We start from the raw sequence: 19,440 nt of genomic DNA, 5'->3' as shown, positions 1-19,440 counted from the left end.
GGCTCAAAGCGCGGAGCGGATCGCCTCGCGATAGTTCTGGAGGATCTGCTCGCGGTACTTCTCCATCACCGGATGCAGAAAGGGTCTGGCGGGGATGATGATGGTCGCGCCGTTCGGATGTTTGATGGTGGCCCCGTACTCCATGACGGCACCGATGTTCACCATGTCTTCCCCATCCTTGTTGACGGTGCCGCGCAGCAGGCCGACGAACGCCTTGTCGGCCATGATCTTCTGGGTGATGGCGTTGACGAGAAAGCCGGTGTCGATGAGCGCCTTGCTGGAACCTTTGCGCTCGATGGTGCTCTCGGCGAGTTTCACGAAGGCTTGTCCGCCCGGGGCCTGGGAGCGAATCCCCCGCTGGATCTCGCGCACCAGAAAAAGAGCGTTGCGGATCGTGGCCTGACGCAGGGCCGTGGCCAGGCGCGGCCCCATGCCGGTGGTCAGCTTGGCGCGGGCCTTGTCCCAGTCACCGGTCCGCCTAACGCCCATTGAGTTTCACCAGTTGCAGGTTTTTGTGGGTGACGGTGCCGAAGAAGTGTTCTTCTTCCACACTCTGTATGCGATAGGTTTCCCTACCGGTGGCCAGGCGGTCTTCACCCTGGACGTCGGCATCGGGAAGGACGCAGGCGAGCGCGTCGATTTTGCCGCTCAGCTCCTCCGGCGGGGTTTCGTTCAGTTCAAGGGGGATGAGTGAGACTTCCGCGTATTCTGCGTCGTCGGTGCCGTAGAGCCGGTCGCCGGGGACTACGCGCAGGATGCGTGCGGTCTGACCCGAGGAGAGGATCAGCCGGGCGACGTCGGCCACGGCTTCTGCGCGTTCCCGGTCATTCAACAACATCGAGGTCGATCCCTTGTTCGTAGATGACCGGCGTGAGGCCGCCCGGAGTCAGGATGTAGGCTTCCCGGTCGAGCTGGGTGGCCGGGCGCAACTCGGTGAGCCGCTGGCGGTAGTCCGCGAGCAGATCGGCCTCGAGCTTGGCCCAATGGCCAGGCTGGCCGGTTTTGTCCACCCGCTTGTCGCCGCTGGAAAAAGAAAAGGCGTTGGCGGTGGCCGACCGCATGACCTGGCAGGCGTGGATCTGTGCCATGATCACCAAGAGCTCCCGAACCTCTCCGGAGGGATCGGGGATGATCTCTCCGGCCGTTACCGTCAGCGTTTGGTCAAGATCGCGGCCGACTCGAAAAACGGCCTTCCGGACGCATCTATCCAGAGTCTGGTCCTCGAAGAGAGATGCGCCCGGATCGGAAAGATCGAGCCGCAGGTCGGCGATCAGATCACTCAGCAGCACCTTGCATGCCCTCCAGACGGCTCTTGAGCGCGTCGATCACCGTGCGGCGTTTTTCGGTTTCCATGTAGCCCTTGAGGGTCTCGGGATTGGCCTCCTCGTTGACCTTGGAGATGGCGTCGGTGGCGGAGAGCTTACTCAGGTCCACCGGTTCCGCGTCCTGGTCGGGCTCGGGACTCACGACCGGTTCCTGCTTCGGTTTGTCGGCCATGGCCAGGCGGCCGTTCTTGAGCGCCGCCTGGATCTGCTTGGTGAGGCGTTCCACCTCGACCACCTGGCCGGGCTTGAGTTTCAACCCGGCGTCGGGGATCACCAGAACGCCGGGACGGATGTTCTTGATTCGATTCATCTCACGTCACCTCCTAAGATTACGGAACCAGTTTGACCTTGGCCATGATGTCGGGGCGGGTAATGCCCTGACCGATCTCGGACCACACCAACCAGCCGGTCTTGAAGCGGGTCTTCTGGTCGATGGACTCCGTCTTCAGGTTCTCGCGAACCGGCATCTTTCCGACCTCTTCATCCGGGACGATGATGATCTCGTCCAACGGCATGGAGGCGGTCAGCAGAATGCCGCCGGTGCCGTAGTTTTTGATGACACCCTTCTGACGCAGCTCGAGCTTGGTCTGGGGATCGAGATTCCAGCCGCGCATGTCGTTGAACCGGCGGCCGCGCATGACGATGTACTTCACCGAAAGCTCCAGGTCCTCGATGATCGAGATGGCCTCGTTCAGCGCCTCTTCGGTGAGCACGTCACCGGTGACCTCGATGATGTTGGACGCCGGGATGGCCGAGGACAACACCGAGATGGTACGGCGGTCCATCTCCTTGCGGATGGCGTCGGCGGCGCTGGTCTGGATGTCCATCAGCGTGCCGATGTTGCCATTCTTGAGGACGGAAACATCCACCATCGGATTGGAGTGGATACGGTTGGTGGGGAACTCGACCTCGTCCTTGCCCACCTCCTGCTCCTGGGCGTCGCCATCCTTGCTGATCCAGTGGGCCTTGACGGTCGGTTTCTTCTGGTAGACCGGGCGTTCGCCCTTGGGCAGCGTGTGCTTGGTGAGCAACAGCGAGGAGATCTCCTTGCGCTTGATCTCCTGTTCGATAGGCGCGGCAATGGCGGCGGCCAATGCCCGCATGCCTTCCGGCGACTCGAGAGCCTCGCTCATGAGCCGCGCCATGGTTTCCATGTATTCCTGGGAATGAATCTTCAACTGATTGGTTTTCATGTGCGTTGGCTCCTTGGGTTAGACGAACAGACGGAATTTGAGAACGCCGCTCTGTACGGAGATGGCGTGGGCGACCAGGCGTTCTCCCGCTGCGATACCGTTGGTCAGTCGGCCGTTGGCGGAGACTTTCAGGTCATCCCCGGCGGCGATAGTCCCTTCGAAGACGTCGGTCTCGTAAACGCCGCCGTCGCAGTAGATGCCGGGCATCTCTCCACCGGCGTAGTCCTTGATCAGGATGCCGAAGGAGCGCTTGGTGGGATCGGTGTTGACGGCGAACAGGTCGTTGCCGACTACGCGGACCATCTGACCGAGCTGCCCGTCGCCCTGGATGTGGCCATCGCCGTAGGCGAGGCTGCGGTGACACGGATTAATGAATGACATGGTGTTTCCTCCTTATGCGTTGTGTTCCGAGTGTTCGGGAGAGTCCTCGCCGACACGGTTGCGGTAAGCGGCCATGAACCCGTCGCGCAGACGATCCTCGAGCGACACCTTGCGGTCATCCACATCGTGGGGACGGACACCAGCGTCACTGCGCAGCGGGGTTTCCGTCGACGCCTTGGCGGCGGGCTTGCCGCCCTGGTCGCTGTCGGCGGGTTTCTCTTCCTTGTCCTTGTCCGCTTTGGCCGATTTGGGCAGGCGTTCGTAAGCGGCCTCGGTGGCGGCGAAGGCTTCGTCGGACAGTTCGGCCAGGCGTTTCAGCTCGGCTTCCCGGTCCTCATCGGAAGCAAAGGAGAGCCCTTGCTTCTCCAGCCGGATGAGCAGCTTCTTGGCCCGGGAGCGGCAGGCGGCCGCCTTTTGTTCGGCTTCCAGTTCCTGGACGCGTTTCTGCAGCTCGGCGACCTGGGCCTTGAGCTGCCGGTTTTCCTTTTCCAGGTCGGTAACGCGAGCGGGATCGCCTTCCTGCTGGGCGGGTTTCTTCTTGGCCGCTTCGACGGCCGGTTCATCGGTAGGTTTGGTTTTGTCTTCCATCGTGGAATCTCCTTCGGGTTGGGATTGGTCGGGCTGGCTCTGAAGGGACGCCACCTGCAGAATCCTGGCGTTCTCGTCCGCGCCCTTGCGGTCGAGCAGTCCCAGTCCGGTGAAAGTGACGCCGTGCAGAATCTCGAAAACGGGTTGGCCATTGAAATCACGGCCCTTGAATTTACGCAGGTGGGTGCAGTAGTCGGCCTTGTTCTGGAAGCGCTTGTGGCAGACCGAGCATTCGCCCTCCTGGTAGTCGCACTCCATGGAGACCTGGGAGATGATCCCGCGCTTCATCAGCTTGTAAGCCAGCCGGGCGGCCGGGGTGTCGTGGACGTACAGCTCACCGACGCATTCCACGCGGCCGCCGTTGTCGTCCTCCAGGTAGTCGGCGGCGACGATGCCGCCCACGATGTCGTTGAACTCCTGTGAATGCTGCAGATCGACCTTCTTGTTCACGGCCGTCATATGCCGACCGGACAACTCCTCGGCGGTGAAGTGATCGCCGTTCTTGTTGGTGCCGGTGCGGCAGAGCACGAAGCTGAATTGGGGGTCGCCCGCCGAGCCGACATCCATGGCCTCGGTCGTGAGGCGTTCGCCTTCGCCCAGCCGGATATCCACGGGGATGCTGGTGTGGAAGTTCGCGGCGGCGGCCATCGGAACGGGTTTCTCCTCCCGCTCGGCGCTGGCCTTGGCCCCGGGGGCGCAGACGAACAGACGCTCCTTGGCGTTTGAAGCCTCGCCGTGCTTGGAGGTGATGGCGTAGTGGTGATCCTTGGACTTCATCCGGCTCTGTTTGCCGAAGGAGCCGATGATCCGCTTCATCTCCTGCTCGTTGGGATAGGCGTGATCGCGGTAGGAGATCAGCCAGTGCGGGATGTGCTTGGCGTTGCCGAGAAAGGTCTGGAAGAACTCGCTGGCGTTGGCCTTGGTGACGGTCTTGTGGTCGGTCTCGTAATATTTGACCTTGGTGTCGGCCTTGATTTCGAGCCCTTCCCAATAGGTCATGAGCCCCTCCACGAAGTGGTAGGCCCGCTCGTAGTTGGTGGTCGAAAACTCGGTGGCGTAGGGCGGATCGAAGTAGGCCAGATCCGCCTTGGCTTTCGGCAGCAGGTCGTTGATGTCCTGCCGGTATGCCTTGTTCTCCTTGTCGTTGTCGAAGACCAGGGCGTTGATACGCTGCAGGTTCTTGCGCAGTCGATCCTTGAATTCGTCGGGGGTGTCCTGACGGCGGCCATAATCGGTGGACGACGAGAAGTGGCCGAAGCCGCCCTTGCCGCTCATGCAGGTCTTGCCGAGGCCGAACAGGGCGATGTCTTTCTTGAAGCCGGAGAGCTTGTCGCAGTTGGCGCGGATGGTGTCGATCAGCGCGTGGACGCCCTTGGCGAAGAAGATGCCTTTGAAGTTGTCCTGAACAAAGCTGCCCGCCTTGGCGTTGTCGGCCAGGAGCGCCTCGATCTCGTCCTCGCTCAGGCGAACCGAGTTGTTCTCGATGATCGCCTTGGCGGCATGGTGGCAGTAGCGGAGCCGGTCGTTGGCGATGACCTGGAGGCCCTTGGTCTTGTACATGTAGGCCACGACCGCAGACCCCGAAAAGGCATCCAGCACCGTGCCAGTGCCTTCCGGGGTATGCTTCCAGATCCAGTCGACGAGCTTCTGCTTACTGCCGATGTAGTTGGTGATGTATTTGGGGCGTTTCTCGGGAGGGAGCTCTTCAGGAGCGGACTGTTCGGCGGCTTCGGACCCGAGCACATCGGGATCGAGAGTCAGCGCCGCATCGGCCTCCAGTAGAAACGCCAGCCTTTCCAGGTCTGTGGCGAACAGTTCCATCAACGTCTCCGGTCAGTTTGCTGTGCTCTCCGCGACCTGCGGGGAGCGTTCAGCGGTTACTTACCGGAAGCGTCGGCGATGTGTCGGAGGGTGACGGTGAATTTCAGCGGTCGGGGTTCAGCCGGGAATTTCCTCGAAGTTTCCGAGATTTGGCTTGAAAATATGCCTGTCATTCGTTATTTTATGTTATTATTTGTTGCTAAGAATTCAGATGAGCGGTGACTAACATGGAATCACAAGACAAATGGCTGACCATCGAGGAGCTTTCCGGCTATCTGAAAATGAGCCGCAGCAAGCTCTATCAGATGGCCCAAAAAGGCGAGCTGCCCGGTTCCAAGATCGGAACCCAGTGGAGGTTTGACCGGGACGAGATTGACGTCTGGGTTAAAAGTAAGAAATTTAAGGAATTTCAATGACTAAAATAACTGACGACACCTCACAGGTTGAGAATTCGGGATTTTATATCCAATGGCATTTTCTGGAATCATGCAACTTGAGGTGTCGGCATTGCTACCAAGAAGATTATAAGGCTCAACCTGTGCCTGTTGCCCAGCTTGATGCAATATATGCTGAATTATCGAAGGCCATTTCAACATGGAAAAAAAATGGAAGGATTTCACTTACAGGAGGTGAGCCCTTTCTTGAATTTGAAAAGCTATTGCATCTCCTTAATAAGATCGAGAAGGATAAGGCTTTCTACTGGGCTGGGATCTTATCAAATGGAACTCTCATAGATGACAAGAAAATTGCCAAGCTCACAAAATTTAAGAAGCTGAAAGAGGTGCAGATCTCCATTGATGGTGGAACTGAACAGGTTCACGACCTTATGAGGGGGAAAGGGAGTTTCAGCAAAGCAATTAATGGTCTAGAAAAACTTATCTTGGTCGGCATTCCCACTGCCGTAATGTTCACTCTGAATCAAGAAAATGCAGGATCTGTAGCGGACATCATTGATCTGGCAGACAGAATGGGGATAGATGCGTTAACAATTGAGCGCTACACTCCCTTAGGGAATTCTGATTCTGATCAATTGAAGCTGTCCGCAGACAGATTAAAAGAAATTTATGAGCAGATTAAGCAGAAGAAAAAACAGATCGAGAGCAGCGGGAGAAAACTTAAGATCAGAACATCTCGACCGTTGTGGCATCTGATTGATGAATCTCTCGGAGGATTCTGCCCAGTCGGTTATTCAAGTTTATGCATTATGCATGATGGAACGGCATATCCTTGCAGGCGGCTACCTATCCCCATAGGCAACGTACTTAACGATGGTATTTTTAAGATTTGGTACAAGTCAGATATTCTGTGGAATATAAGACGAAAAAATCGAATGACATCCTCATGTGGCACATGTGAAGACTTGGGCCGCTGCGGAGGTTGCAGGGCTGCTGCTTATGCAGAGAACGGGGATTATTTAGCGCAAGATCCATTATGCTGGAAATATAAAACAGGAGAATCACAATGAACCTTGATGACATAATGCACAAATTCTTTATTCTCTCCGATGACTATATGTTGCACCGGGGTAATGATGGAGAAAAGGACTTTTTCCTTTTTAATGTTTCAACAGGGAAAATATTCAAGCTCAACGAAACGTCCTTTACCATTCTGGAAAGTTTCTCCGAGAACGTATCCTTCTCTGCCGTCGTAGACAACCTGACAAAAAAGTTCTCGGTTGAGAAAGGCATCTTAATCAATGATCTTTCTGGTCTTATGGAAAAATGGACAGAGAGTGGCGTTCTTGTTGAAAATGAGTAAGCAGCAGTTTACAGGGTTGGTAGAGCCTAATGGTTAGGTTCGCCTTTGTAAAACATCCTAATGCAAGGAGGTTATAATGGTCACTTATGAAGAACCCGTGTTTGAAGAGCTCGATGGCATGACTTTTCCCGAAGAGATTTGGGCTGAGTTCTGTCAGGGTAAGTGGTGTTTTGGTTGCACTAACTGTAACTGCAACTAAAACCAACAACAACCAGCCTCCTTGCACAAGGAGGCTGGTTGTTAACATTTAAGGATATGCAATGCTTTTATTTGATTCCCATGTTCATATAGGCGTAGCGAAAATTAAAAATATTGAAGAAGGGCACAGCTCGCTTCCGGCCTACAATAATGCTACAGCCAATACTTTTAGCAACTACCTTAGGGTCAGTAGTGCGAAGGGAGTTACAAAGTGCCTTGCATTCCCATTCCCTTTTAACGAAGTAAAAAGGGAATCAGCCAATAAGTATATACTCGAATGTGCACAAAAGGAACCGACATTAATTTTACCATTGTTGTTGCCTGATGACATAAGAAGTATAGAGGCCAACATTACCAACATATATGGGATAAAGGAACACTTCTACCTCGAAATCTCCAATGACGTAATGTTTCCCATTTATGATCTCCTTCGGAAAACAGGGAAAGTTTTACTTATTCATGCCCATAGGAACGAATGGCGAAAAAAGATATCTGAAATTTCATCTAACTTTCCAGAGCTTAAGGTGATCATAGCCCATTGTGCACGGAAACAACCATTCTCAGATGAAGGCTTAGTTGACAATGTTAAAGATATTCTCGCAGCAAGCAAGAATCGGAGCAATCTCTACTTTGAGACGTCTACAATCAGAACGAACGGAGCAAGTCTTGCGGAGTTAATAAATCTCGTGGGAGATGAGCATGTTCTTTGGGGATCGGATTTCCCGTTTTACAAAGACAAGGATGAAGATGTTTACAAACTCGAGTGTGAATTCATCTCATCTTCCAAACTCTCAGACGACTCAAGAAAGAAGATCCTTAGTGAAAATTTTCGGCATCTTTTTCAGGCAGATAACATTTGGATACGACGCGCATGTGACCATGACTCCGACACTCTCATTAACATGCTCGAAGGCATATCAGAGCCTGAAAGGAAATTGCTTGCCATAAGTGCGAAGTCATCGTTCTTAAAGCAGATGCTCCGCAAGCCAAAACACGTTTTTGTAGCAGAGAACAGCAAAGGACAGATCCTTGGATTCCTGAGAAAAAGTGACAGGCCAGAGAATGGTGCTCTCATTGAAGAAGTCTACGTGCCAGCCAATTCCCGTGGCAGTGGAATCGGACGACTACTGATTGAGTCGGTCACAAAGGCCTTGAGTTATGCTGAAATGAAAACGTACTCGTCCAATGACCCGATGGTCAATATTGCAAAAAAGTTAGGCTTCACGCCAACGTTCACTCCTAAAAAGACGATGATAAACTGGAGATTGGGGTGAAAAACGAATCATTCATATCCGGCATGGTCACAGACATTAAATGTTTGGGGAAGATAACTTTTATAACAGTTTCTCATGGGGCCGAAACATTCAATATTGTCGCGACACACGGCCAAGCAGTTGGCTATGATAAGCTTAAAAACTTAAAAATAAACGACTACATAACAATAAATACAAATCAGCAAAATGGTGAGATTCATGCCAAAGAATTAGTTGGCGCAGAGAAAAGCAACAAGGGCGTTATTCCTGAATCAGCAAATGCAAAAAACTATGCGATATTGCTGAATCAAATAAGAAACTATTTTTATGACAACAACTTTTTTGAAGTCAGGTTGCCCAGCATCCATCCCGGCAATAATAAAGGTGATATTTTTGAGATTGACTTCTTTGGAAAGAAAGCCCGGTTGTCATCCAGCAATGCTTTATATTCTACGGTAATGGCTGCCAATATGGGAAAAGTTTATTCTATACAGAGATGTTACAGGGCAGAACCATCAAAAACCTCCAAGCACCTTTCTGAATTTGACATGCTGGAAGTGTCATTTGTAGGCCATTGCTTTGAAGATCTGATTTGTGAATTATCGAAATTTATCTCAGACATTTTTAATAGAGTAAGTAAAATAATTCCTGATCAAATAAAGGCGTTGCCATTTGAAGACATACCTATCGTTTCATATGCCGATTTGAATTGCAAGTACGGCCTTCTAAATAAAGGACTTGGAAAGCATGAACGTGAAATTTCAAAAAACGGCCCTACTACGGTTATTCATTTTCCTTCGAAAATTTCTACTTGGTCTGCATTGCCAATTGACGACAAATACACTTATTCATTGAATTTTTTGGCACCTGGTGTGGGTGAAGTTGCAGAAGGATGCCTACGAGATACAAGAGAATCTTTTTTGCGCTGCAAGTTTGAAAAACTTGATTTGTGCGACCAACTAAATTGGTATGTAGACCTCAATCCATTGCCAAACATAAAGATCTTATCATTTGGACTCGGAATTGAGCGATTAGCAATGTGGCTTTTTGGCATAACAAATATCCGAGCCATTAATTGTTTTTATAGAGACAAAAACATTAGCGAGACCATGAAATATGGGAAATAAACTACCAAATTTATCCGTGTTAAAGGCTACTACTTCTTTGCGAGCTATGCTCAAGGAAATGTTGGCCAAAGAGTTAGAGTTACGACGAATTACCAAGACCGCCAGCCTGTTATTAATGTCTGGACTTTCACCCAGTAGTATACCCAAGTGGATTATTGATCGTTGCAAGAATGAACAGAATGAAGATGGGGGTTGGGTTGCTATCACAGACACTATCTGGAACGTCGTTTTCCTATCTCTTTATGATAAAAATACACATCAAGAGATTATTGATAATGGAATAAATTATCTGGAAGCAAACACGAACAAAAGTGGTTTATGGGGACGGTCTTCCAGGGATATGTCAAGGATTCCGGTATCGGGGCTTTTATTGGATATGATCCCCCAACTTCAAAAACAATGTTATTTGCAAAAATTAGAAGAGTTATGGAAATCAGAAATAAACTCGCTTACATACAAAGCTGCTTACACTTTAATGGCTTTCTCTTCCAGTGAATATGTTCCGCAGGACAGCAAAATAATAAGCGATACAGTCTCATGGCTTTCCATGAATCAAAGACAAGATGGAAGCTTTGCTCCTTGGAAAGAACACCCAGTCGCAAGCGATGTTTTTTGTACGTCGATCGCCATCTTGGGATTGTTGCGACATAAAGACATGGTCCCAGTTGATCTATTCAAAAACACACTTAAATGGCTGGAAGACAATCAATTGAAGAATGGGATATGGGCATTTCATGAAATTGAGGACGGTGCTTCTTGGGGCTTACATGCATTAAAAAGGCTCAATGAATACCTTGGAACTGTAAATGAATAAATCAATCCTTCTTGTTTATCCCGAACCCGATTTTGATAAAGACCATCGGTTTGGCTACTCACTGCAGCTTTTATACCTATCCTCTTCACTTAAGGATTTGGATTTTAAGGTAAAATTTGTTGACTATTCTGTTGAGAAATTTGACGAGCAAAAATTTCATGAAAGTATCGACAATATTGATTGTGTAATTGTTGAGCTTGATGCTTTTCCTTTAAAAAGATCCGCAAATGTATCCAACGGCTTCCAGATTGCTCAATTAACAAAAGAGTACAGAGATGAGGTTTTAACCGTTGCAATAGGAAAACATTGTACTCTTGTTAATGAATCTATTCCGGTCTTTGATCTCACGGTTTCCGGTGAGCCAGAAGTTGAACTTCCAAGAATCATTAATGGATTTCTCGCAGGAGGTGAAATAAAGAATAATTTTATCAGCCTGGGAACAATAGCTGATTTATCAAGAGTACCTTTTGCAGACAGGCAACTATTGGATGAGGAACAAATAAAGGGTAAGCGATTAAACAAAAAAGCACACTTAGCCCCTTCTGCATTACTGGAAACAAGTAGAGGCTGCCCTGGAAGCTGTTCTTTTTGCCAACGTAAAGGGTGGGACAAAAAGCTTAGGTTTTTCAGTGAAGAAAAGATTTACACTGATTTTCAGGAATTAATTTTCTCTGGGATAAATAATATCTGGATCACTGATGAAAACTTCACTGCGAACCTTGGACGAGCAAAAAAAATCTTGAACAAATTTGCCGAATTGAAGGGAACTCATAGCTTGAAAATTGCGATTAGTTCTTGGGCAAAAATCGACAAGGAGTTCATATCTGTAGCACAAAAAGCCGGGGTCTCAGTCATCAGCTTTGGCGTAGAATCCAAGAATAGAAGCATCTTAGACTATTATAAAAAAAGTATTGATTTTAAATTGTTGGATGAAATTTTAGAAGAAGCCGACCGAGTGGGTGTATTTACAATCGGTAATTTCATTGTAGGTGCACCTGATGACGATGAAGAGACGATTCAAGAATCACTTAATTATGCAATCCATAGTCGTTTTGATGATGTAAATGTTAAGTTGCTGGATTACATGATAGGCTCGGAACTATATGAAGGATTGCCGGACAAAGTGAAAGAAGGGAAAATTCACCTATTTTCTTGCTCTGAAAACGGGTTATCCAAGTATTCAAAAAGTGAACTCATGGCATTTAAGAGTGATTTCGTTTCAAAATTTCAAAAATTAAAAAGAATTAAAATGCTGCGTAAAATTAAGGATAACGGAACTCCTTATTTCCTGAGCAGTCAAATCCCCCAATAATCATGGCTTGTATATTTGCAGGGAATTATTCCGTGCAAGGTATGGAACACCATTAATACAAAACATCTAATGGCGACTTTCATGTTTGCAATCAAGTGGTTTTTGTAATTCATAGACTTTCCTCATTATGGTTTCAGCGATTACTTACCGGAAGGCTTTGAAATGTGTCGGAATGGCGTCTCAAATATTTTTCAGTTTGATATCACTCAACACAGGAAGGTTGGTGCACCTGCAGAATGGGTGTGCCGGTTGCCCCGGGAATTTATCAATTGGAAAGGTTTTACCATCGAGCGGACCACATACCGGACAGGTTCGCTCGTCCCCCATGGTCATCCACTCCAGCTTCTCAATTCCGACATGCTGGTGGAACTTGATTCGCCCCATGTTGTGTGCCCGCAACACCTCAGTCCGGGCGATCATTTCCATTCGGTACTGCGCCTTGCTGAAGACTTTTGTTCCGGCCTGTTTGAAAGAGTCTTTGTAAATGACAACCCGTCCGAGGTCCCGGACAATATCATCCGTTCCTTTTCCTTCTATTATTCCCTGCATGATGACGCGCTTTATTCCGTCGGCCAGTTCCCGGTTTACGTCACCGGCAAGCGTGAGGTTGTACTGCGTCATGAAGTCGAGGGCATTGGTGTCGACGATGGTGAACACCTTTGTGGCCAGCTTGTCGATGCTATCAGGCTTGAGGTCGGCATAGAAAGGCAGCGATGCGGATGTCAGCTCGGAAATACCCTGAGCGATGCCGCCCTTGAAAGCATCCTTGGTGCTTTTACGGAAGACAAGCGTCTGATCCCGTTTCAACTGGCGCAGAACATCGTCCAGCTCGCCCTGCAGTTTCTCCAGACCTTTCAATGCAGCCAGCTTGTTGTCCGGCAGGGAGCCGAGGGAGCGGTACTGGAGAATGGCGCGGGCGACCTCGTCTTCGGCCTGTTTCAGCGCCTGAGTGAGCTGGGCCGTGACCTGGTCGTTATAGCGGTTGCGGGCCGTCAGGCTTTTCAGGGTGGTGTCCTGGATGCGCTGCTTGAGGTCCGATGGCATCAGCGAGGCTCCCGGCGGTCGATGAAACGACAGGCCGGGGCGTCGAAGGTGCGCTCGCTGTTGTGGACCCGGCAGTGGTTGGTGTCAGCAATGAAGTGGCTGCACTCGTCGCACACGGCCGCATCGCCGGTGGACTCCAGATCGCCCGACCAGACCAAAGCCGCCTCCGCCGTGGGTTCATCGTCCTCGGCCGGAATCCCGAGCATCTTCCGGGCGCGAGGCACGCTGAGGATGCCGGAGACGACCATATCCACCACCGGCTTCACCTGCTTCTCGTCCATCAGGTCGATCTGCTTACGTTCGGTCTCGCGGTTGGCGGCCTCGATGTCCGGGTCCAGGTCCATCTTGAGTTGAAGGCTGGAGCGGCTGATGAGCTTGCGGTCGTAGAGTTCGATGAGGAGCTTCTTGAAATCGACCGCGTCGCTGGGGTCGAGGTCGTTGAAGATGAACTGGATGCTCTTGTCGCCATGGCCGTTCAGCTCCATCCAGTCATCGAACACCCAGTCGAGGAGCTTGCGTGCGGCCTGTTTGATCTCGCGGATCATGACCATCATCTTCTGCATGCTCACCGAGGCGGTGGCGAAATTAGGGCCATCGCCGGTCACCAGCGAGCGTGACAGACCCAGGGCCACCACGATGTCTTCCTTCACCTCCTTGACCTTGTCCTCGACGTTGAGGACCTGGCCGTCGGTGCCGTGAGTTTCGACATTGACGTAGAACGGGACCACCAAGCCGCTTTTCATGTCCATCTTGTTGACCATGTCGCGGACCTGTTCGAGCATCCGCTGGTCCGGCATCACCATCTTCTGGCCGAACGCGCCGCCCACCTTGAGCAGGCGAAAGGGCGTGGCCCAGCGCTTGGCGATGGCCTGTTCGGCCCGGCGGTAATCGCGCAGCAGTTCGATGGCTTGAAAGGCTGGAAGCACGAGGGAGTTGCCCCGGGGCGAGAAGGCCGGTGCGTCCCATTTGAGGTGGACCACCTGTTCGACGGGTAGCGGGATGGATTCCCCGCCGCCGGGGGTGTCTTCGGGAAATTGCCGGGCCTCGATCAGCTCGCCCTGGGCGTATTTGACCTTGACCGAGACCGGGTTGACGCAGACCAGCTCCTCGATGTCCTGGCCGGACTTGGTGAAGCGCTTGAAGCCGATGGCGTCGCCTTTCACCAGGAGCTGAAGAACCATGTCCTTGATGAATTGCGTGATGTTCAACCGCCAGGCGGCCTCCAGTGCCTGCTCCTTGAGGGTCTCGTCATCGCTGGTGATCTTGATCTCGTCGCCCACGGCGAAGGTGCGCCAGGAGTTGACGCAGTTCTTCACCAGCGGCTCCTCGACGTAGTATTCCCAGGCCTTACGGGCGCGTTCTTCCCAGGTGGCCGGAATAGCCTCGGCGGCGTTGACCTTGCTGAAGGCCGCCGAGTCGAGCGCGGCCGCTGCGGCCAGCGGCGCGATGACAAAGCCGGTGGTGTCCAGGCTTTCGGGTTGTTCGTCCTGATGGGCGGTGCTTTCCACGTGATCCTCTCGGTAGTTTCGGCCATGACAGCCGCACATCCGGCCCGTGTGGGCCGAACCCGGCTCGATGCCGGTTACTTACCGGAGCGGGGTGGAAAGCGTCGGAGGATGCGATCAGATGAAGACCGGATTGGTGAGCACGGGTTTGAGCGAAACCACCTCTTCGCCGACCGGGTCGAGGTTACCTTCTTCCCGGATCAGCATGGCGCAGCGCACCGCGTCGATGATGTGGTCGTTGCCCTTGGAATAGATGATCTTGCCGTCACGCAGGGTGTAGGTGTGGGTGGTGAACTGGTCTTCCACCTCCAGGTCGTCCGAGGGGAAAATGAGCTGCTTGCGTTGCAGTGCCCCGTTGATGAGGCTGGTCATCAGCTCCTTGGTCCGCTTCTTAATTTCCTTGCCATCGCGCACCGCCAGTCGGGTCATGCCGCCGAAGTCGTATCCCTTAAGCCTGCCTTCCAGCTCCAGCCCCCTGTATTTGTCCAGAGTGAGCAGTTCCTGCACCACGGCCAGTCCATTCCCGCCGTTGTCCACGCCGATGCCTGCAGGGGTGTAGTACCGCTCCAGCAGGGCGAAGATCTGAGCGATATGCGGATAGGAAACGTGTTCCAGATGCACGCGCAGGATCATCTTCAGCAGGGTCCGCTCGCCGACCTCCATTTCCTGGAAAACTATGATCTCGGTAGGATCGTTGGTGTAGCCCAGGTCACCGCCGATCCAGAACTGCCCGCTGCGGGGGGTGAGATTGAGCAGCATCTCCATCCGGTCGTGGGCCGCTTCCTCGGTGTCGCAATCGCGCAGCTCGGAATCGGTGATGACGATCTTCTGATACTCCAGCAAATCCTGCCGACAGAGGTTGAACTGCTCGACATTGAAGGCCCCATAGGAGGGCTTGCCGTGTTCACCGGCCACCTCGTGCTGCCAGCCGGAACTGTCCCGGCCGCCATAGAATTCCAGCAGTTCAGACTCGCGGTCCTCGGTCCAGAGCGGATTGAGCCAGGACGGCCAGCGGAACACATGGAACTGGTCGGACGAGGTGAGCCGGTAGTAAGTGGTGTCGCGCAGGCCGTTGGGCGTGGAGTAGATGCGCAGAATTCCCCCCGTCTTGAGGCACTGGCGCAGCGCCTTCCAGGCCCGCTCCGTCAGCCAGGCTCCCTCATCGACCCAGACGCGGCCCACATGCAGGGAGCGAAAGGAATCGCCATAGGCCCCAGCCGGACGGAAATAGAGCACTGAACCGTTGGTGAACTCCAGCCGGAAATAGGGTTTGCGATGGATCTTGGGTTTGCCGTACTTGGTCACGGCGATGCTGTTCATCAGATCCGGGTTGGTGTCGAGCTGGTACTCGATCTCCTCGATAATGCTGTCGAGGTGCCCTTGGTGCGGGGCCGCTATCAGGCCCTGGCCACCCCGGGTGGTGAAGGCGTAATGGAGCGCGTCGGTCGAGAGCACAATGGACTTGCCCACGTCCCGGCCGTCGAGGTGAATGATGTTCCTGGCCAGACAGCGCAGGTCCTCCACCTGATGCGGCCAGTAGTCGCGGCCTGAGCCATCCCGGTTGTAGAGGTAGGCTTGCCCCCACAACACGGGATCGCTCAGGGTCGCCGCGAGTTTGCGCTCCTTGTCGGTTACTGCCATCAGTGCAATCCCGTCCTCAAGGCATTGCCGAGGATGGTGCCCACCAGTTCCGTCAGGATCTGCTGCACGGCCAGGGTGTTCTTTTGATCGTGGACAGCTTCCTGAATGTCGATGATGGCCTGGTCCAGTTCCGCCCAGACCCGGTACTGCTGCTGGGCCACTTCCAGACGGCCGAGGGCGCTCTCGATCCGTCCCGCCGCCAGTTCGGTACCGATTTCGACCAGGGCCTCACCGGCCTGGCGAACGGCATCGCTGTTCTCCTGCAGGATCTCTTTCATTGGCCTGCCTCCTGATTCGAACCATTGGCCCACTGGTCAAGGGCGTCCACGGCGGTCTGCAGGCGCAGGCCAACACCGGTCAGGCGCTCAGCGTCCGGGTGGCCGACCTCGCGCAGCGCCTTGTTGGCCTCGGTCACATACTCGGGTGTGTGGCGATTGACGGTGGCCACCGCCGACTGGATCTGGGCCGGAGGCCGGTAGGTGGCGCAACCGGTCATGATCCCGGCCAGGACCAGCGGGATAGTCCATTCGAGGGTCTTCTTCAACATGTTGATCTCCTTTGGGTTATGGGTTTGGGGTACATGCAGAAAGATCTCTGCAAACACTTGATTTTCAACGAAATAGAAGCGTCATTGGATGTGACGCGGGATGGTCCCGCATCCACGAAAACCGGAACCGGAGGCAGGCCATGACCTACGACAGAAACCGCCAGCAGGCACTCAAGGCGTACCGAGAAAAACAGGAGAGCATCGCCCGGCTGATCGACGGCATTCGCAGCAAGCTCGAAGCGGACGCGAAGCAGCCGGACATCACCTGGGCGAGCGTCGGCTCCCTCGGTCACGTCGAGGAGCTGCTGCGGGAGCTGGACGAGTTCTTGTCCTGAACACGCCGGGCCACCCTGAAAGGAGACATAGACATGACTGACTGCACCGTTCATCAGACCGCCGAGGCCTTCATCGGCCACTTGCGGGAATCTGGAAAGAAAGAGCGGACCCTCTACACCTACCGGAAGGACCTCGACGTGGTTGAGGCCTTCTTCGGCGCGGATCGCCAGCTCGCCGAGATCCGGCTTCCCCAGGTCGGCAAGTTCTACAAGTCCGACCTGCTGCTTAAACTCCCCGACGGCAAGGAGCGGGCCGAGCGCACCGTCACCAAGACCGTCCGGGTGTTCCGCATGATGATGGTCTGGGCCAAGGAGTCGGGTCGCATCGAGGAGTTGCCGCTGCCCAAAAGCACGCCCATGGGCCACAGCAGGGTGAAGGAGTCCAGCGATGAGCAATCGAACGGCTGACCTCGATCTGGCGGGCGCGACAGAGGCGTTCTGTGCCAGCCTGTCGGCCGAAGGACGCTCGCCAGCGACCATAGCCGCATACCGCAGGGATCTCGCCCTGTTGGCCCGCGTGGCGGAGAAACTGGCTGCCGGGATTATCTGCAGGGAGATTACGCCAGGGCTCCTCGACCAGGTGTTCTCCTCCGAGGCGGTGGCTGACAGTGAAAGAGGTCCGCGCTCAGCCGCGTCGCTCCATCGCATGAAGGCGGCTCTGCGGGCGTTCTTTGCCTGGGCCATTGATGTGGGCATCGTCGATGACAACCCGGCGCGGTCCATCCGCATGCACCGTCTGCCAAGAAAACTCCCGGTGTTCCTGACCGTCGGAGAAAAGAAACGCCTGCTCAAGGAACTCAAGGGCCGAACCGACTTTCCCGCCTTCCGCGACCGCGCCATGATCGAGGTGCTCCTTGGCACCGGGATCAGGCTTGGCGAGCTGGCCGCGCTCGACATGGATGACATCGACCTTGACGCCAAGCATCTGCGGGTGTGGGCCAAGGGGAATGTGCCGCAGGTCAAGTTCATCAAGACCGACCTCCGCACGTTGCTGCGCCGCTACCTGGCCGAGCGCCGTCGACGCGGCCGCCCGGAAATGGAAGCCCTGTTCCTGTCGAACCGGGACAGCAGACTCTGCCAGCGGCAGATCGCCAACCGGCTCGCCCACTGGCTGCGGAAAGCCGGGATCGAAAAGGAACTGACGCCGCACGGTATGCGGCACACTTTCGCCACCCATCTCTACGGCGCGACCAACGACCTGCTCGTGGTGCAGCGGGCCTTGGGGCACCGGGACGTGTCCACCACCCAGATCTACACCCACCTCGTGGACGGCCAGCTCGAGGAAGCCCTCGAACGTCTCTGATCTTTTTGCAATCGATGATGGGAGCGGCTCCGGCTGCTCCTGTTTTCGTTGGGCGAGACAGTGTCGAAGACAGTGAATGACAGTGCCCGCAGAAGAACACATCCGCCGATGATGAATGATCATGACAGTGGGTTGCATCCTGCCAGGCGGGTCGGGAAATTTCGATTGACCGGAATTTCTCCTTCGCTGTCTGTCGGCCGCACATAGCAATATCTGCTTGGCTTATGCGGCTCGGCTTATGCGCACACATGCCAAGCGGATATTGAGAGCTGCTGGAGGGTAGTGATGAGTGGAAATGATGGTCGGCGGCCGGGGAACGCCGATTCTGAAAGTGCAAGGAACACGTCTTATCCGCAATTCCACGTGAAGTTGTCTGCTGCAAGTCGCCGTGTGACGGGGTCATCGGAAAAGCCCTCCATGGTGTTATCCGCAATTCTTTCCGCGTTTCTTGCGGCCGGAGGTTTTCGTTGCCGGGGCGTTGGCGGCCTCGGCCACCTTCTCGAGCAGCGCCGCCGCCCATTCCGCCGGAGAGGTCTGCGGGCCTTTCGGCTCCTCACCCTCGCGGGCAATCTTGGTGGTCTTGAGATCCTTCATGTGGCAGCGGATCATCCGGTCGAGCTTTTCGGCGGCGTCGGTGTTCCCCTCGATCTGGGCGCGGACCAGCTTCACCGAATAGACGCCCACCAACTCCACCTGCAGGAAGTCGCTGGACTTGTTGAACTCGAAGTCCTGGTTGAGGCGGTCGATGATCGCGTCGAACATGACCTTCTCTTCCGGAGTCAGGCAGCGGTCGGCGAAGATGCCGTGACGCAGCCGGTTCTGGTTGCCCTCGGGCGCACCAGGCCCGCGCCGGGGCGGTTCGGTCTTACCCTCGTTGCGGTGCCAGCGGTCCAGCGTCTCTTTGTCCGGTTTGTTCAGTGCCACGTGGAAATCCTGCCGAATATTGTTTTCCCAAGCCGGGATGCGGGGCGGGAGGCCGATTTAGCCTCCAAACGCGCTCCCGCCGGTTCAGTGGTTACTTACCGGAAGCGGCGGCCAACTGTCGGTCCCGGTCCTGTTTTCGTTCGGCGGCGATGATCTGGTTGACCCGGCGAGTGGTCACTCCGGCGAGGTTGGAGATCTCCTGGCTGCTGATCCCCTGCAGATGAAGGGCAAGCACTAGGTCGCGGCGTTCCTGGTAGAAGCGGCTCGGTGCAGGAACCCAGAGAATTCCGGTGTAGTGCTTCTGGATCTGCTCGAAGAGTTCCTCGGGCAGGACATCCTTGGCGTTGGCGTAGCGCTTCTTTTTCTTCACG

At 54.1% G+C, this 19,440-nt stretch carries 24 protein-coding genes; 10 read left to right on the top strand and 14 right to left on the bottom strand.

Going from position 1 to position 19,440, the window contains the following annotated elements; all coding sequences use genetic code 11:
* Nucleotides 1-3: 3 nt before the first annotated feature.
* Genes DAES_RS08115 through DAES_RS08085 form a run of 7 tightly spaced genes read right to left on the bottom strand, consistent with a single transcriptional unit; the run spans nucleotide 4 to nucleotide 5,308 of the window.
* Nucleotides 4-489: a phage virion morphogenesis protein gene (locus DAES_RS08115; protein ID WP_013514555.1), complete on the bottom strand. Its 486-nt coding sequence runs from the start codon at nucleotides 487-489 to the stop codon at nucleotides 4-6.
* Nucleotides 479-805, bottom strand: coding sequence for a hypothetical protein (locus DAES_RS08110; RefSeq protein ID WP_236608483.1), 327 nt, complete (start codon nucleotides 803-805; stop codon nucleotides 479-481). The genes DAES_RS08115 and DAES_RS08110 overlap by 11 nt, the downstream gene beginning before the upstream one ends.
* 19 nt (nucleotides 806-824) lie before the next feature.
* Nucleotides 825-1,289, bottom strand: a complete 465-nt coding sequence (locus tag DAES_RS08105; RefSeq protein WP_013514553.1) for a hypothetical protein — start codon at nucleotides 1,287-1,289, stop codon at nucleotides 825-827.
* A complete protein-coding gene (locus tag DAES_RS08100; protein ID WP_013514552.1) occupies nucleotides 1,276-1,635 on the bottom strand; it encodes a hypothetical protein in 360 nt (119 codons plus the stop codon). The genes DAES_RS08105 and DAES_RS08100 overlap by 14 nt, the downstream gene beginning before the upstream one ends.
* Nucleotides 1,636-1,654: 19 nt before the next feature.
* Nucleotides 1,655-2,518: an HK97-fold major capsid protein gene (locus DAES_RS08095; RefSeq protein ID WP_013514551.1), complete on the bottom strand. Its 864-nt coding sequence runs from the start codon at nucleotides 2,516-2,518 to the stop codon at nucleotides 1,655-1,657.
* A gap of 18 nt (nucleotides 2,519-2,536) precedes the next feature.
* Nucleotides 2,537-2,899: a hypothetical protein gene (locus DAES_RS08090; protein WP_013514550.1), complete on the bottom strand. Its 363-nt coding sequence runs from the start codon at nucleotides 2,897-2,899 to the stop codon at nucleotides 2,537-2,539.
* Nucleotides 2,900-2,911: 12 nt separating this feature from the next.
* Nucleotides 2,912-5,308: a DNA adenine methylase gene (locus tag DAES_RS08085; protein WP_013514549.1), complete on the bottom strand. Its 2,397-nt coding sequence runs from the start codon at nucleotides 5,306-5,308 to the stop codon at nucleotides 2,912-2,914.
* 227 nt (nucleotides 5,309-5,535) lie between these two features.
* Between DAES_RS08085 and DAES_RS08080 the strand changes: the two genes are divergently transcribed.
* From DAES_RS08080 to DAES_RS17305, 7 genes are all read left to right on the top strand, one after another.
* Nucleotides 5,536-5,724, top strand: coding sequence for a helix-turn-helix domain-containing protein (locus tag DAES_RS08080; protein ID WP_013514548.1), 189 nt, complete (start codon nucleotides 5,536-5,538; stop codon nucleotides 5,722-5,724).
* A complete protein-coding gene (locus DAES_RS17315) occupies nucleotides 5,721-6,773 on the top strand; it encodes a radical SAM/SPASM domain-containing protein (RefSeq protein ID WP_013514547.1) in 1,053 nt (350 codons plus the stop codon). Before DAES_RS08080 ends, DAES_RS17315 begins: the two co-directional genes overlap by 4 nt.
* On the top strand, nucleotides 6,770-7,066 hold the full coding sequence (locus tag DAES_RS08075; RefSeq protein ID WP_013514546.1) for a PqqD family protein: 297 nt from the start codon (nucleotides 6,770-6,772) through the stop codon (nucleotides 7,064-7,066). Before DAES_RS17315 ends, DAES_RS08075 begins: the two co-directional genes overlap by 4 nt.
* A gap of 260 nt (nucleotides 7,067-7,326) precedes the next feature.
* Entirely contained in the window at nucleotides 7,327-8,538 is a 1,212-nt protein-coding gene (locus DAES_RS08070) for a GNAT family N-acetyltransferase (RefSeq protein WP_013514544.1), read from the top strand.
* Complete coding sequence (locus DAES_RS17310) at nucleotides 8,535-9,644, top strand: amino acid--tRNA ligase-related protein (RefSeq protein WP_013514543.1); 1,110 nt, start codon at nucleotides 8,535-8,537, stop codon at nucleotides 9,642-9,644. The genes DAES_RS08070 and DAES_RS17310 overlap by 4 nt, the downstream gene beginning before the upstream one ends.
* Entirely contained in the window at nucleotides 9,634-10,458 is an 825-nt protein-coding gene (locus DAES_RS17595; protein WP_013514542.1) for a prenyltransferase/squalene oxidase repeat-containing protein, read from the top strand. The genes DAES_RS17310 and DAES_RS17595 overlap by 11 nt, the downstream gene beginning before the upstream one ends.
* On the top strand, nucleotides 10,451-11,770 hold the full coding sequence (locus DAES_RS17305) for a B12-binding domain-containing radical SAM protein (protein ID WP_013514541.1): 1,320 nt from the start codon (nucleotides 10,451-10,453) through the stop codon (nucleotides 11,768-11,770). The genes DAES_RS17595 and DAES_RS17305 overlap by 8 nt, the downstream gene beginning before the upstream one ends.
* 180 nt (nucleotides 11,771-11,950) lie before the next feature.
* Here the strand turns inward: DAES_RS17305 and DAES_RS08065 are convergent, their stop codons facing one another.
* The 5 genes from DAES_RS08065 to DAES_RS08045 all read right to left on the bottom strand — a co-directional run bounded on the left by DAES_RS08065 (nucleotide 11,951) and on the right by DAES_RS08045 (nucleotide 16,507).
* A complete protein-coding gene (locus DAES_RS08065) occupies nucleotides 11,951-12,814 on the bottom strand; it encodes a phage head morphogenesis protein (protein WP_013514540.1) in 864 nt (287 codons plus the stop codon).
* Nucleotides 12,814-14,322, bottom strand: coding sequence for a phage portal protein family protein (locus DAES_RS08060; RefSeq protein WP_013514539.1), 1,509 nt, complete (start codon nucleotides 14,320-14,322; stop codon nucleotides 12,814-12,816). The genes DAES_RS08065 and DAES_RS08060 overlap by 1 nt, the downstream gene beginning before the upstream one ends.
* 114 nt (nucleotides 14,323-14,436) lie before the next feature.
* Entirely contained in the window at nucleotides 14,437-15,960 is a 1,524-nt protein-coding gene (locus DAES_RS08055; protein WP_013514538.1) for a terminase large subunit domain-containing protein, read from the bottom strand.
* Nucleotides 15,960-16,238, bottom strand: coding sequence for a hypothetical protein (locus DAES_RS08050; protein WP_013514537.1), 279 nt, complete (start codon nucleotides 16,236-16,238; stop codon nucleotides 15,960-15,962). Before DAES_RS08050 ends, DAES_RS08055 begins: the two co-directional genes overlap by 1 nt.
* The gene (locus tag DAES_RS08045; protein ID WP_013258631.1) at nucleotides 16,235-16,507 is read right to left on the bottom strand and encodes a hypothetical protein; all 273 of its coding nucleotides are present in this window, start codon (nucleotides 16,505-16,507) and stop codon (nucleotides 16,235-16,237) included. Before DAES_RS08045 ends, DAES_RS08050 begins: the two co-directional genes overlap by 4 nt.
* A 140-nt stretch (nucleotides 16,508-16,647) precedes the next feature.
* Between DAES_RS08045 and DAES_RS08040 the strand changes: the two genes are divergently transcribed.
* From DAES_RS08040 to DAES_RS08030, 3 genes are read left to right on the top strand one after another with little or no spacing between them, the layout of a single operon-like run.
* A complete protein-coding gene (locus DAES_RS08040; RefSeq protein WP_013514536.1) occupies nucleotides 16,648-16,842 on the top strand; it encodes a hypothetical protein in 195 nt (64 codons plus the stop codon).
* Nucleotides 16,843-16,875: 33 nt separating this feature from the next.
* Nucleotides 16,876-17,250 (top strand): hypothetical protein, encoded by a 375-nt coding sequence (locus tag DAES_RS08035; RefSeq protein WP_013514535.1) that lies wholly within the window; start codon nucleotides 16,876-16,878, stop codon nucleotides 17,248-17,250.
* Nucleotides 17,231-18,145 carry a site-specific integrase gene (locus DAES_RS08030; RefSeq protein WP_013514534.1) on the top strand — a complete coding sequence of 305 codons (915 nt, stop codon included), beginning with the start codon at nucleotides 17,231-17,233 and terminating at the stop codon, nucleotides 18,143-18,145. Before DAES_RS08035 ends, DAES_RS08030 begins: the two co-directional genes overlap by 20 nt.
* A 423-nt stretch (nucleotides 18,146-18,568) precedes the next feature.
* Here DAES_RS08030 and DAES_RS08025 read toward each other — a convergent pair whose 3' ends face one another.
* Both DAES_RS08025 and DAES_RS08020 read right to left on the bottom strand, forming a co-directional pair.
* Nucleotides 18,569-19,069 (bottom strand): hypothetical protein, encoded by a 501-nt coding sequence (locus DAES_RS08025; protein WP_013258634.1) that lies wholly within the window; start codon nucleotides 19,067-19,069, stop codon nucleotides 18,569-18,571.
* Between the two features lie 91 nt (nucleotides 19,070-19,160).
* Entirely contained in the window at nucleotides 19,161-19,439 is a 279-nt protein-coding gene (locus DAES_RS08020) for a hypothetical protein (RefSeq protein WP_011367837.1), read from the bottom strand.
* Nucleotide 19,440: the final 1 nt, after the last annotated feature.

The sequence above is a fragment of the Pseudodesulfovibrio aespoeensis Aspo-2 genome, assembly GCF_000176915.2.
Taxonomy (GTDB): Bacteria; Desulfobacterota; Desulfovibrionia; order Desulfovibrionales; family Desulfovibrionaceae; genus Pseudodesulfovibrio; species Pseudodesulfovibrio aespoeensis.
Note: the sequence above shows the minus strand (reverse complement) of the source record. Positions and strands in the feature narration are given on the sequence as shown.

Excerpts from the sequence above, each read along its gene's own strand:
- DAES_RS08035 (WP_013514535.1), top strand. The coding sequence starts at position 16,876 with ATGACTGACTGCACCGTTCATCAGACCGCCGAGGCCTTCATCGGCCAC.
- DAES_RS08085 (WP_013514549.1), bottom strand. The coding sequence starts at position 5,308 with ATGGAACTGTTCGCCACAGACCTGGAAAGGCTGGCGTTTCTACTGGAG.
- DAES_RS17595 (WP_013514542.1), top strand. The coding sequence starts at position 9,634 with ATGGGAAATAAACTACCAAATTTATCCGTGTTAAAGGCTACTACTTCT.
- DAES_RS17305 (WP_013514541.1), top strand. The coding sequence starts at position 10,451 with ATGAATAAATCAATCCTTCTTGTTTATCCCGAACCCGATTTTGATAAA.
- DAES_RS08055 (WP_013514538.1), bottom strand. The coding sequence starts at position 15,960 with ATGGCAGTAACCGACAAGGAGCGCAAACTCGCGGCGACCCTGAGCGAT.
- DAES_RS08070 (WP_013514544.1), top strand. The coding sequence starts at position 7,327 with ATGCTTTTATTTGATTCCCATGTTCATATAGGCGTAGCGAAAATTAAA.
- DAES_RS08090 (WP_013514550.1), bottom strand. The coding sequence starts at position 2,899 with ATGTCATTCATTAATCCGTGTCACCGCAGCCTCGCCTACGGCGATGGC.
- DAES_RS08065 (WP_013514540.1), bottom strand. The coding sequence starts at position 12,814 with ATGCCATCGGACCTCAAGCAGCGCATCCAGGACACCACCCTGAAAAGC.
- DAES_RS08040 (WP_013514536.1), top strand. The coding sequence starts at position 16,648 with ATGACCTACGACAGAAACCGCCAGCAGGCACTCAAGGCGTACCGAGAA.
- DAES_RS17315 (WP_013514547.1), top strand. The coding sequence starts at position 5,721 with ATGACTAAAATAACTGACGACACCTCACAGGTTGAGAATTCGGGATTT.
- DAES_RS08100 (WP_013514552.1), bottom strand. The coding sequence starts at position 1,635 with ATGAATCGAATCAAGAACATCCGTCCCGGCGTTCTGGTGATCCCCGAC.
- DAES_RS08095 (WP_013514551.1), bottom strand. The coding sequence starts at position 2,518 with ATGAAAACCAATCAGTTGAAGATTCATTCCCAGGAATACATGGAAACC.
- DAES_RS08075 (WP_013514546.1), top strand. The coding sequence starts at position 6,770 with ATGAACCTTGATGACATAATGCACAAATTCTTTATTCTCTCCGATGAC.
- DAES_RS08115 (WP_013514555.1), bottom strand. The coding sequence starts at position 489 with ATGGGCGTTAGGCGGACCGGTGACTGGGACAAGGCCCGCGCCAAGCTG.
- DAES_RS08030 (WP_013514534.1), top strand. The coding sequence starts at position 17,231 with ATGAGCAATCGAACGGCTGACCTCGATCTGGCGGGCGCGACAGAGGCG.
- DAES_RS08045 (WP_013258631.1), bottom strand. The coding sequence starts at position 16,507 with ATGTTGAAGAAGACCCTCGAATGGACTATCCCGCTGGTCCTGGCCGGG.
- DAES_RS08080 (WP_013514548.1), top strand. The coding sequence starts at position 5,536 with ATGGAATCACAAGACAAATGGCTGACCATCGAGGAGCTTTCCGGCTAT.
- DAES_RS08050 (WP_013514537.1), bottom strand. The coding sequence starts at position 16,238 with ATGAAAGAGATCCTGCAGGAGAACAGCGATGCCGTTCGCCAGGCCGGT.